9 protein-coding genes are annotated in these 12369 nt (G+C 44.7%); 5 read left to right on the forward strand and 4 right to left on the reverse strand.

From position 1 onward, the window contains the following. The 4 genes from QZY09_RS04315 to QZY09_RS04330 all read left to right on the forward strand — a co-directional run. Positions 1 to 2495: efflux RND transporter permease subunit (locus tag QZY09_RS04315; RefSeq protein ID WP_295668593.1), on the forward strand; the 2495-nt coding region annotated here is incomplete at its 5' end. Between the two features lie 251 nt (positions 2496 to 2746). Then, on the forward strand, positions 2747 to 3739 hold the full coding sequence (locus QZY09_RS04320) for a hypothetical protein (RefSeq protein ID WP_295668596.1): 993 nt from the start codon (positions 2747 to 2749) through the stop codon (positions 3737 to 3739). 287 nt (positions 3740 to 4026) lie between these two features. Then, positions 4027 to 5058: a fatty acid desaturase gene (locus QZY09_RS04325; RefSeq protein WP_295668599.1), complete on the forward strand. Its 1032-nt coding sequence runs from the start codon at positions 4027 to 4029 to the stop codon at positions 5056 to 5058. 221 nt (positions 5059 to 5279) lie between these two features. After that, positions 5280 to 6185, forward strand: coding sequence for a hypothetical protein (locus tag QZY09_RS04330; protein WP_295668602.1), 906 nt, complete (start codon positions 5280 to 5282; stop codon positions 6183 to 6185). Between the two features lie 119 nt (positions 6186 to 6304). Here the strand turns inward: QZY09_RS04330 and QZY09_RS04335 are convergent, their stop codons facing one another. Next, complete coding sequence (locus QZY09_RS04335; RefSeq protein WP_295668605.1) at positions 6305 to 7183, reverse strand: AraC family transcriptional regulator; 879 nt, start codon at positions 7181 to 7183, stop codon at positions 6305 to 6307. 92 nt (positions 7184 to 7275) lie between these two features. Here QZY09_RS04335 and QZY09_RS04340 point away from each other — a divergent pair, with 92 nt between their 5' ends. After that, entirely contained in the window at positions 7276 to 7797 is a 522-nt protein-coding gene (locus QZY09_RS04340) for an O-acetyl-ADP-ribose deacetylase (protein ID WP_295668607.1), read from the forward strand. A 225-nt stretch (positions 7798 to 8022) separates the two neighbouring features. On the opposite strand, the gene QZY09_RS04345 is transcribed toward QZY09_RS04340, so the two are convergent. From QZY09_RS04345 to QZY09_RS04355, 3 genes are all read right to left on the reverse strand, one after another. Further along, positions 8023 to 9270 (reverse strand): FAD-binding oxidoreductase, encoded by a 1248-nt coding sequence (locus QZY09_RS04345; RefSeq protein ID WP_295668610.1) that lies wholly within the window; start codon positions 9268 to 9270, stop codon positions 8023 to 8025. Positions 9271 to 9390: 120 nt separating this feature from the next. After that, positions 9391 to 10392: a 4-hydroxyproline epimerase gene (locus QZY09_RS04350; protein ID WP_295668613.1), complete on the reverse strand. Its 1002-nt coding sequence runs from the start codon at positions 10390 to 10392 to the stop codon at positions 9391 to 9393. Positions 10393 to 10480: 88 nt separating this feature from the next. Next, positions 10481 to 12055 carry an aldehyde dehydrogenase (NADP(+)) gene (locus QZY09_RS04355; RefSeq protein WP_295668616.1) on the reverse strand — a complete coding sequence of 525 codons (1575 nt, stop codon included), beginning with the start codon at positions 12053 to 12055 and terminating at the stop codon, positions 10481 to 10483. Positions 12056 to 12369 lie beyond the last annotated feature (314 nt).

The following is a 12369-nucleotide window of genomic DNA, read 5'->3' on the forward strand; positions in this document are numbered from 1 at the left end:
CCGACATCATTAATACCACGCTGAGCACTACCAATTTTGTAAAGTCAGAAGGGTACCTGGCTGACTATAAAATGCTTTACCTTACCGTTACGGACGCGACCATTAATGCTAAAGATCAGTTAGAGAACCTGGTGATCAGCAATAACCGAAAAAGGGTGGTACGCCTAAAAGATTTTGCCGATATAGCCATACAGGAGAGTATTGAATATACCCGCATCAATGCCAACGGGCACGACGGGGTTTTAATCGCGGTTATTAAACAGCCCGATGCCAACCTGGTTTCGCTTTCCAGCGATATGGATGATAAGGTGGCACAGCTGCAAAAAATATTGCCGCATGATGTAAGCATTAAACCTTATTATGAACAGGCAGATTTTGTAAAGGATTCCATCAAAAGTGTGAGCGATAGTTTATGGATAGGGCTGTTACTGGCGATTATTGTCGCCATTATTTTCCTGCGGTCCATCAAGGCCAGCGCGGTGATCCTGATCACGATACCCATAACGCTTTGCCTGAGTTTAATGGTGATTTATGGCATAGGCTATACGTTTAATATCATGACGCTGGGCGCTATTGCGGCGGCGTTGGGTTTGATCATTGACGATGCCATTGTGGTAGTTGAACAGATTCACCGTACGCATGAGGAGCACCCGAAAGAGCATCCCTTAAAGCTGGTAAAAACAGCCATCGATTACCTTTTCCCGGCGATGATCGGTTCGTCCATCAGCACCATTGTTATTTTCATTCCATTTTTATTGATGACAGGGGTTGCCGGCGCTTATTTTAAAGTGCTTACCAATACCATGATCATTACCCTGGTTTGCTCGTTTTTTGTTACCTGGATTGGGCTACCCGTAGTTTATATTCTACTGAGCAGGCACAAGAAAGACTATGCGGGAGAAGTGAAAGAAGTTGCGCACGAAGTAAAAAAACAAAGGTGGGTAAAGTGGTTTATCTTAAGGCCCTATGTAAGTTTAATTATTATTGCAGGCGCTATTGCCACCATAGTTATTGTACCAAAATTGCTGGAAACAGGCTTCCTGCCCGAAATGGATGAAGGCAGTATCGTGCTTGATTACTGGTCGCCACCAGGAACATCCCTTGATGAAACAGACAGAATGCTGCACCAGATTGAGAAAATCATCAGCAGCCAGCCAGAAGTAGAGGCCTATTCGCGCAGGACCGGGACGGAGATGGGTTTTTTTATTACAGAGCCGAATAAGGGAGATTACCTGATACAGTTAAAGAAAAAGCGTGACAAGACCACCGAAGAGGTGATCAGTGAGTTAAGAAAGAAAATAGCCGCCAACCAACCCGCACTAAGAATAGATTTCGGCCAGGTAATAACGGATATGCTGGGCGACCTGATGACTTCGATACAACCTATCGAAATAAAAATATTTGGCGATAACCAGCAAAAACTGCAAAGCCTTTCAAAACAGGTGGCGGATATTGTTTCAGATGTAAAAGGAACGGCAGATGTAAATAACGGCATAATTATAGCCGGGCCATCTGTGAGCATCGACCCCATATACAGTAAGCTTGCACAATATAACATTACGCCTGCCAGCCTGCAATTCCAAGTGCAAACCTCGTTGGAAGGAAACGTGATCGGCAATATTCTGGAAAATGAACAGTTGAACCCGATCAGGATGGTTTATCCGGGCAACCGCGCCTTAAATTTGGCGGGCATTGAGAGCCAAAGCATTTTTGTCCCCAACGGCAAACTGGTACCCATCAGCGAACTGGCATCCGTACAATTAAAGCCCGGGGATGCGGAAATCAACCGGGAGAACCTGCAATCGATGGGTGTAGTGAGCGCCCGCCTTGAGGGCAGCGATCTTGGTTCGGTGATTCCGGCTATCCAAAAAAGCATCAAACAAAAAATTGGCCTGCCGCAGGGGTATCATATTGAGTACGGGGGAGATTATGCCCAGCAGCAGCAGTCCTTTAAAGAATTGCTGATCATCCTGATTACATCGAGCCTGCTGGTTTTTTGTGTGATTCTTTTCCTGTTCAAACAATTCAGGATAGCTTTTTTAATATTAGTAGTAGCAGTTTTGGGGATCTCAGGAAGTTTCCTTGCTTTATTCATCACCCATACCCCGCTCAACGTGGGCAGTTATACCGGGCTCATCATGATCGTAGGCATTATTGGCGAGAACGCCATTTTTACCTTTTTGCAGTTTAAACAAAGAGCGCTGGAAAACCTGGATAAGAAAGTGGAGAACAGCATTGATGAAGCGGTTACCTACTCCATCTCCACCCGCTTAAGGCCCAAATTGATGACCGCTTTGGGTGCAATTATCGCTTTGATGCCGCTGGCATTGGGTATAGGCGCCGGGGCGCAACTGCACCAGCCTTTGGCGATTGCCGTAATTGGCGGCTTTGTGGTAGCGCTCCCCATGTTATTGATTGTTTTACCAAGTTTGATGCGGATCTTTTATAAAGAAGGACACTTTCCTGAAAACATGAACACGAATAATCACGAATAGAATTAGCACGAATTAAATTTGCACGAATTTCACGAATAAGGCCGAATGTTCGCGAATCCGGTTTGGCGGATTGAAGGCTTAATGCAATCGTTAAAGCGCACCGGCATTTACGAAATACCGGTTGTATTAACCAGCCGGCATTAGTGTTCATTCGAAACAATTCGTAAAATTCGTGTAAATTTAAATTCGTGTCCATTATTCAGACTTAATCCAGAATCACCATTCATCTTTACCAATAAAAACAACACTTTATGAAAAAGATCTTTTTAGCCATTTTGGCTGCGGGCATGATGTCCTTATCCCTTCATGCGCAGACTTACGTTTTGGATAAAACAATACCGCTAACCGGCGATTCGGGTTACGATTATGTTGCTATTGACATGTCGGTTAACCGTTTGTATGTGTCGCACGGCACAATGTTAAATATTGTTGACCTTACCACCGATAAGCAAATTGGCGTGATTGGTGATTTAAAAGGCATGCACGGCATTGCTATTGTTAACAAAAGCAACAGGGGCTTTATCAGCGACGGCAGGGCGAATGCTGTTGTCGCGTTTGATTTAACAACGCTTAAAGTTATTGCAACTATCCCGGTTACCGCAACTGGCCCTGACGGAATAATCTATGACCCCTATTCCGACCAGGTTTTTAGCTTTAATGGCGATAGCAACAATGCCTCAGTAGTTGACCCAAACACACTGAAACAGGTAGGTACTGTGGCGCTTGGTGGCGCACCTGAATTTGCTGTTTCTGATGGAAAAGGAAAGATTTATAATAACCTTGAAGATAAAAACAGCGTAAATGTAATTGACAGCAAGACTTTAAAAGTGATCAACAATTATTCCCTGGCTCCTGCAGGTGGCCCTACAGGTATTGCTTTGGATGATGCCGATAACCGCATCTTTACTGCTTGTCGTCAAAACAAAGGCATGAGCGTACTTGATGCTACTACCGGCAAGGTGATTACCACCTTACCTATCGGCGGCGGTGTTGATGCGGTTTGCTATGACCCGGGAACCAAACTGATCTTTTGCTCATGCGGCGATGGCACCACCACCATCATCAAACAAAATTCAGCTGATGATTATAGCGTTATTCAAACTTTAAAGACACCGGTAAGGGCAAAAACAATGGCATTAGACACCCGTAACCACAAAATATATTTAAGCGTTGCCGATTTTGAACCCGGCACACGCAAAGTAATACCAAACACTTTTAAGGTGTTGGTGTTTAAAATGCAGTAAGGAGGAAGAGCCAAGAGCCGGAACAAAAGAAATATTGAACACCGAATGTCGAATTTTGAATAAAGAAGTTACTTCAATATTCGAAATTCGACATTGATTATTCGATATTAGGCGTCGTTCTTACTAGTGCAAGTTCCGTTAAACACCTAAGTAATAAAAACCGCAAGGTTGCGCTTTATTGCAACAGTTAATATATTTAATTAAAAAATTAAAATAAAATTCACGATAAAATAATATTTCAAATACATATTCCTATATTTACCACCTGATGCCCCCTAGTTAACCGAATGATAAAGAGAAGTGATTTTGTACACTCAGCCGCGCCTGAGCCGCACCGTATTCGTACCAAGCAAATTTTAAGAGAGTTTCCGGAGTTAAGAAACCTTATCGGTAAAAACCCATTCACCATGGTAGTAATATTAGCCCTGGTTGGATCAATGATAGGCGTTGCCTGGCTGGTCCGCGACCAATCGTGGTGGATCGTTTTTGCTGCCGCGTATTTATTTGGCGCTTTTGTGAACCATGCATTATTTGTGATGATCCATGAGTGTACCCACCAGTTGCTGTTTAAAAACCGCCTTGCTAACCGTTGGGCCGCCATATTTGCTAATTTACCGCATATAATGCCAGGCGCTATTTCATTTGAAAAATATCATTTGAAACACCACTCATTCCAGGGAATCCATGAGCTGGATGCCGACCTGCCCAACAAATGGGAAGCAAAACTGATCAACAACTCGTTTTTAGGTAAAACTTTATGGTTGTTGTTTTTCCCTTTATTCCAGGGAACGCGCGTATCGAGGTTGAAAGAAATTAACTTTTTTGACGGATGGGTGGTGGTAAACATCCTGGTGCAAGTTGCGTTTACAGCAGCTATATGGTATTTTATGGGCTGGCACGGCGTTGCATTTTTGTTTATCAGTTTTTGGTTCTCCATCGGCTTGCACCCTGTTGGCGCGCGCTGGGTACAGGAACACTACCTGACCTTCGACAGCCAGCAGGAAACGAACAGCTATTACGGCCCTTTGAACCTTACCGCGTTTAACGTAGGTTTTCATAATGAGCACCATGATTTTCCGTCCATCCCCTGGAACAGGCTTCCGGAGATAAAGAAAACTGCGCCGGAGTATTATGATACGCTCCTTTACCATACCTCGTGGACCAAACTATTTTTCAGGTTCCTGTTCGAACAGGAGATCTCGCTTTTTAACCGGATCGTACGAAAAGAGCGTGGAAAAGTATCCCTGACTGATGAATCAATGCCTGATATCGAATTGGTTAAGGCTGACGCAGCCTATGCTGAGGAAACGGTTGTTTAAGTTGATGTACTTAGTTGACTAAGTTGATTGAGAGAATGGTTGATTAGGTTGAATGCTTTTCAATAAAACACACTTTAAAATATTTACAAAACCGGATGTCCTTTAGGCACCCGGTTTTTTTGTGCCCAATCCATAATTAACCAATCTCTAATCTCAATGCCGCACTAAAACCCTATTTTTGCGTTAATTAACTTTACGAATTTAGTGTCCCCGTATAAAGCATGAGCCAGGCAAAAAAGATAAGGCTGATTGTTCCCATTATTTTTATCATGTTTTTGGTTGCTTATGCAAGGCACAAGCATGAGGACCGGCATAGCAATATCGTTGGCAGGCTCCCAACCCGGGATATGAATGAAATTTCGGGCATCGCTACGTCGGGTATAAACGAGGACCTTTACTATGTACATAACGACAGCGGTGATACCAGCCGCTTTTTTGCGATATACCCTTCAGGTGAATTAAGATCGACCGTTTATTTTAACGGTGACCCAAAGGAAAAAAGGTATGGTGTGCATGATTGCGAAGATATTGCCGTAGGCCCGGGCCCGGTACAGGGGAAAAGCTACGTTTATTTGGGTGATATCGGGGATAATTACGCCGTTCGTAAATACCTCACGGTTTACCGTATGGAAGAACAAAAGGAATGGGTAAACGAAAGTACCTATCATACAACGGCTGTTCCCATTCACCTAAAGTATCCGGATGGCCCAAAAGATGCTGAAACATTAATGGTTGATCCGATTGAAAAGCTGATCTATATCGTTTCAAAAAGGCATGATACGGTGGGAGTTTATACCACGCCGCTAATTTTCAGGCCGGATGATACGGTTACGCTTACCAAACGCTGTAAAGTGTTTTTCCCGGGAATTAAACCATTTAAGTGGATTACCGCCGGCGACATATCAAAAGACGGACAGCAGGTTTTAATCAAAAGCTACAATAAAGTTTATTACTGGAAACGGGACCACGATGAGCCTATCTGGAAAACCGTACAAAAACCATGGAAACTTTTGCCTTACGAAGAAGAAAAACAGGGCGAAGGTATTGGCTTTACACCAGATGGTAAAGGCTACTATACCTGCAGCGAGGGTGTTTATACCCCTATTTATTATTACAGGCTACCCTAAGTTTAGCGTAAAGAGCTAAGAAACACGAGCCGGGAAAGAGGCGACCCTGGTTGCGTGATATCCATTTATGTTCTGCACAAATTTTTTGACACCTAACTATTGATTGCTTTGGTTATAGGCTACTCAACAGTTTTTGAATAACTGTTTACGTAATCACGGGGGGATACGCCGGTGAGCTGTTTAAAAACGTGATTAAAATTGGTTATACTATTAAAGCCACAGCTATAGGCTATTGCTGCGATGCTGTCCGGCGATCCGTTTACCAGCATTTTGCAGGCTTCGTTCACCCGTATTTTATTTACGAAATGGACAAATGTATGGCGGGTATGTTTTTTAAAATAGCGACAAAAAGCTGTGGGGGTTAAATGGGCCTGCATAGCAACTTCGTTAAGCGATAACACATTGTTGTAATTCTGCATAATGTAATTGTACACCGCGGCAATACGCATCCCTTCGGGGTCGGTCATGGAATGGGTATAGTTGCCCGATGCCAGGGGTTCCATCGCTGTGTTGATGCTTAAACTATTAAGTATTTCAATAAAAAGTGATAATTGCACAGCCCCGCTTGCCTGCTGTATGTTTGCGATGCGCTCGGCTATGTCGGTATAACTCCCGTCCGGTACTTTAAAACCATTCTGTGATTGCTCCACGAAAGTACCGGCAGATTTCATTTCGGGCAGGCTAAAAAGTGCCGCCAATTTGCCCGAGGGATTGAAAAATATCGTTACCGTCTGCACCTCCAACCCGCTATCCGGCTGAAAATAGGCGGGATCGCTTTTAAACAAATGTGGCAGGTTGGCACCGATGAGATAAATTTCACCGTCTTTAAAAGCGTGCATGCTATTCCCGGCCAGCAAGGTACCCTCCCCCTTTTGGATCCAGGTGATCTGTACTTCGGCATGGCGGTGCAGGTAAGTGTAAAAATGCGGCAATACCTCTTCCAGCACGATGATGGTCCGATCGTGAGGTACAGGAATGGTAAAGGGCAGGACTTTCATTTTGTAAAATTAGTTATTAAGTGAGTGTTTGATTGAGTAATTGATTATTTACTTTGAATTTTATTATTGGATATTTGTTAGCGAATACCATTATGAGAGATAAGATAGAAATAGTAAAGGGCGATATCACAAAAATAAAAGTTGATGCCATAGTAAATGCGGCAAACACATCGCTTTTGGGCGGTGGTGGCGTTGACGGAGCAATACACCGTGCAGGTGGCCAGGCAATTTTGGAAGAATGCCGTAAAATAGTCGCCAGGCAAGGCGGTTGCAAGACGGGTGAAGCAGTAATTACAACAGCCGGAAATATGCCGGCAAAATTTGTTATCCATACTGTTGGCCCGGTTTGGAATAACGGGAAATATGACGAAGAAAATAAACTGACCAATTGTTATAAAAATTCTCTCCAGCTGGCGATTGATAATAATTGCCATAGCCTTGCTTTCCCTAATATTAGCACAGGTATTTATCACTTTCCAAAAAAAGAAGCAGCAACAATAGCCGTAAACACGGTAAGCCGATTTTTATCTGAAACAGATAAAATTGAAAAGGTAACATTCGTTTGCTTTGACGACGAAAATTACGAATTGTACCAAAATTTGCTCCGCTCATAAAACCATAGTAGTGAAGGATTTTATTGAATAATGACGAAAAATTAGCAAAGAAAAAGGAATTAAAAAATCGAGAGAAACTGCTTTGCGCACGAAAAAAAGCTATTTGTATACAAACCCTATCGCTAATATTACAGGACTTTCTTTCGTTGAACTTGAGAAACTGACTTAAGATTAATGCAAATTTGACAACTCTTTAGAAAAGTTGTCAAATCGCTGTCACCGAAATCAATCATACCTTCCCGGCGCAAATATACCCAAGTCAACAGCCGGCTTTTCACCGTTAAAGGTATCAGCAATAAGTTTACCGGTTGCCGGGCCTAATGCCAGGCCGATCATGGCGTGGCCTGTTGCGATACCCAGGTTTTTGTATTTTGGTGACAGGCCAATATAGGGCAATCCATCCGGCGATACCGGGCGAAAGCCAAACCAAACGTCTTTCTGATCGGGTACCGGCAATTTAAACTCCGGGAAATATTTGGGTACCGATTCAACAATACCTTTTACCCGGTTCATGTTTACCTTTTGGTTGATCTTGCCCACTTCCATGGTGCCGCCAAAACGGATACCACCGTTCATAGGGGTTACCGCAACCCGCGCTTCACATAAGATGGATGGGATGCTCATTTTTTTTACCGGGTTATTTACCATAAAGGAATAGCCTTTGCCCGGCATCAGCGGCACATTCAATCCCACCATTTTAGCAATGGCCGGCGACCATGAGCCGCCTGCAATAAGGTAGGCATCGCCTTTAAACTCCTTATTGTGCGTATTTACAGAGGTTATTTTGTCATTATCATGCATGATCCTGATCACCTCGGTATGGCGATGGATCTTTATCCCTGCTGCCTCCAGATACTTTATCAATCCTTTCATCAACTGGTTAGGGTAAAGGTGCGAATCACAATGGTAATGTACTGCGCCTAAAATATCCAGTTCTACATCTGGCTGCAGTTTGCGGCATTCGGCCGCTGTGAGGTATTGTGCGTCGAGGCCCAGGTTGGTGGCCTTCTCCACCATGTGCAGTTCTTCCTCTTCAACTTTAGGCGATTTAAACAGCATCAGGATCCCTTTATCCTCCAAACCAAATTCAACACCTGATTCTTTTTCAAATTCGTGGTACAAGCCACGGCTGTACATGGCGATATCCCGTAAGCCCCCGGCTGAACGTTCCACATGCTTTTTGGTGGCACTTTTTAAAAATTTAAGGCCCCATCCTATCAACTCACCGTTTAATGATGGTTTTACATAGAACGGGCTTTTGCTGTTAAACATCCAGCGGATACCCTGCTCCACCATACCCGGCGATGCAAGGGGCACAAAATGGCTCGGCGTGATCATCCCGGCATTGCCGTATGAACAATTGTCAGCCAGATCGCCCTGGTCCAAAACCTCAACGTCCCATCCTGATTTATGCAGGTAATAGGCGGAAAACAGCCCGATTACGCCACCGCCGATGATGATTGCTTTACTCATAGTACAGCCCCTCTAAATCTCCCCCTAAAGGGGGAGACTTTTTATTTTTATAGTTTATTAATCTGTTCTTTTTAAGCCCTCTTCCGCCAATTGGCGGAGAGGGTTTGGGTGGGGCTTGCTTTATATCACCTGAAATCCAAACGCATACGGGTCATCGGCATCATCAATTTTGATGGTGTTGTAGCCATATACCCTCGCCCAGCCTTCAATGCCGGGGATAATGGCGGGCTTACCCCCTACCGTTACTTCATCCTCCACTGTGCCGATAAACTGGCTGCCAATAATACTTTCGTGGATAAATTTATCCCCTTTTTTTAATTTGCCTTTAGCATGCCACTGCGCCATACGGGCCGAAGTGCCGGTGCCGCAGGGTGAACGGTCTATGGCTTTATCCCCATAAAAAACAGCGTTACGCGCGGTGGCCTCTGGCGAAATGGTTTTGCCGGTCCATAAAATATGGGAGCAGCCGTTGATGGTTGGGTTTTCAGGATGAACGAAAGTGTATTTTTCGTTGATCCTTTGCCTTAAAACCCTGCTCCACGAGATCAGCTGGTCGGCGGTATGGTTTTCCAGCCCTTTAAAATTTTCCTGCGGATCAACAATGGCGTAAAAATTACCTCCATAGCTTACATCAACGGTTAACGTACCCAGATCAGGGCATTCAACCGTTATATTTTCAGCAGCAAGGTAAGCAGGCACATTCGTGAGTTTTACTGATTTGACTTTGCCGCCTTCCTGTTTGTAGGAGATCAGCACCAATCCGGCCGGCGCTTCCATCCGGACAATACCAGGTATTTTTGGAGTGATCAATCCTTCCTCAATGGCGATGGTGATGGTGCCGATGGTACCATGCCCGCACATGGGCAGGCAGCCGCTGGTTTCGATAAACAAAACCGCCACATCATTGGCCGGATCATGAGGCGGGTATAAAATACTGCCCGACATCATATCATGCCCGCGTGGTTCAAACATCAGCCCCTTGCGGATCCAGTCATATTCCTTTAGAAAATGCTGGCGTTTTTCGCTCATGTTATCGCCTACCAAATTCGGGCCACCACCGGCTACCAGCCTGACAGGGTTACCGCAGGTGTGGGCGTCTATACAGAAAAAAGTTTTTGTCATTAGGTCATTGAGTCATCAGGTCATTAAGTCATTGGGTGGTTGGCAATTGAATTTTATTGAACTATTCAATGACCCAATGACATAATGACTACTTAGTCCATTCATTATTAAACAATCGCCAGATATTGAGCGGGTTGTTGGTTTTTAATTCATCGGGCAACAACTCATCGCTCCAGTTTTGCCAGCAAACAGGGCGTACAAAACGTTTGATGGAGGTAGTACCCACCGAAGTAAAGCGACTGTCTGTTGTTGCCGGGAAAGGGCCACCGTGAACGATGGCATTGCCTACTTCAACACCCGTTGGCGGGCCGTTTAATATTACCCTGCCCGCCAAATTGGCCAGTGTATCAGTTAGTTGTTTATAGTTTTCCAGTTCGCCCGGTTCAGCCATAATACTGGCCGTTAATTGCCCGTGTAATGAGCCCAATACCTGTTGCACCTGCGTCATATCATCAGCAACTACCAGTAGTGAAAAGGGACCGAAAACCTCTTCTTTAAATTGAGGGTCGGCCAGAAAATCAGCCGCCGATATTTCGGTAACAATTGGATGGCCCTGGTTTGCCCGTTCAGCATCTGTAAGTTCAGACTTAGCGATGGTAGACACCGCCCCGTTAGAAAACCTCTCTCCGGATAATTTACTGAAATTGGCACAAATGCCAGGGGTAAGCATAGTTGTCGAACTGGTCTCAGCAATGGCGTCCGCGAGCGCTGTTTTGAATCTTTCCAATCCTGGTGATTTTACAGCGATCAATAAGCCTGGCTGGGTGCAAAACTGACCGGCATTGATGGTTATCGGCCCGGCTATTTTTGCCAATTCTTCGGCGCGTGCTTCCATTGCCTGCGGCATAAAAACAACCGGATTAATGCTGCCCATTTCGGCAAAAACCGGGATCGGCTCATCGCGCTCGTTAGCCATTTTCATCAGGGCCATTCCGCCTTTTAATGAACCGGTAAAGGTCACAATTTTTGTTTTGGGGTGTTTTACCAATGCTTCCCCAATAGCATAGCCACTATCATATAAGATAGAAAATACGCCTTCGGGCATGTTGTTTTGCTCTGCTGCTTTTTTAACAGCTGAAGCTACCAATGCACTGGTACCCGGATGCGCGGGGTGCGCCTTCACCACAACCGGGCAACCTGCTGCCAATGCAGCAGCCGTATCGCCACCGGCAACTGAATAGGCCAGCGGGAAATTACTCGCGCCAAACATCACTACCGGCCCAATGGGCACCTTCATCTGGCGGATATCCAAACGGGGCAGTGGCTTGCGGTCGGGGATGGCAGTATCAACAATAGCTTCCACCCAGGAACCTTCTTCCACCAGTTGTGCAAATAGGTGCATCTGGTTGGTGGTACGGGCACGCTCGCCCTGTAAACGGGGCGCAGGCAAACCCGTCTCGGCCATTGCGCGTTCAATCAATTCATCGCCTAATGCATTGATCTCATCGGCAATGCTGCGTAAAAAGGCAGCTTTTTTAAACCGGTCGAAATAGCGGTATTCGGCAAAGGCCTTATCTGCCAGGTTCATGGCTTCGTCTACTTCGGCTAAAGTTGCCGGGTAAAAATCACCGGGCAGGTCGGTACCTGTAGCCGGGTTAAAACCATTGAATTTTTTGCCTGTGTTTGGCAGGTATTTATAGCCTGCCAGGTTTTGTGTATTCATATATCAGATGCTATAGCACTATTTAAATATTAACCACTATTATGTGCCATCGGCACTACCCCTTTGTAGAATCATTATCTAAAATTCTAAGCGCGCGCCGTAGGTTCGCGACCCTGGACGTTTAGGGTAGCCCCTATGGGGCAATTTTATTTAATTAAAATTTCTACAAAGCGGTAGCCCCTACGGGGCAAGTGCATTAAGTCAAGAGTTTTAATATCGAATGTTGAATAATGAAGTAAGAAACTTCGTAATTCGTCATTGAAAATTCATTATTCGATATTAATTCCCTTCTTTTTTTCCTCAACTTAATGACA

Source organism: uncultured Mucilaginibacter sp. (assembly GCF_903913935.1).
In the GTDB taxonomy this organism is placed as follows: Bacteria; Bacteroidota; Bacteroidia; order Sphingobacteriales; family Sphingobacteriaceae; genus Mucilaginibacter.

Excerpts from the sequence above, each read along its gene's own strand:
- QZY09_RS04330 (WP_295668602.1), top strand. The coding sequence starts at position 5,280 with ATGAGCCAGGCAAAAAAGATAAGGCTGATTGTTCCCATTATTTTTATC.
- QZY09_RS04335 (WP_295668605.1), bottom strand. The coding sequence starts at position 7,183 with ATGAAAGTCCTGCCCTTTACCATTCCTGTACCTCACGATCGGACCATC.
- QZY09_RS04350 (WP_295668613.1), bottom strand. The coding sequence starts at position 10,392 with ATGACAAAAACTTTTTTCTGTATAGACGCCCACACCTGCGGTAACCCT.
- QZY09_RS04355 (WP_295668616.1), bottom strand. The coding sequence starts at position 12,055 with ATGAATACACAAAACCTGGCAGGCTATAAATACCTGCCAAACACAGGC.
- QZY09_RS04320 (WP_295668596.1), top strand. The coding sequence starts at position 2,747 with ATGAAAAAGATCTTTTTAGCCATTTTGGCTGCGGGCATGATGTCCTTA.
- QZY09_RS04325 (WP_295668599.1), top strand. The coding sequence starts at position 4,027 with ATGATAAAGAGAAGTGATTTTGTACACTCAGCCGCGCCTGAGCCGCAC.
- QZY09_RS04340 (WP_295668607.1), top strand. The coding sequence starts at position 7,276 with ATGAGAGATAAGATAGAAATAGTAAAGGGCGATATCACAAAAATAAAA.
- QZY09_RS04345 (WP_295668610.1), bottom strand. The coding sequence starts at position 9,270 with ATGAGTAAAGCAATCATCATCGGCGGTGGCGTAATCGGGCTGTTTTCC.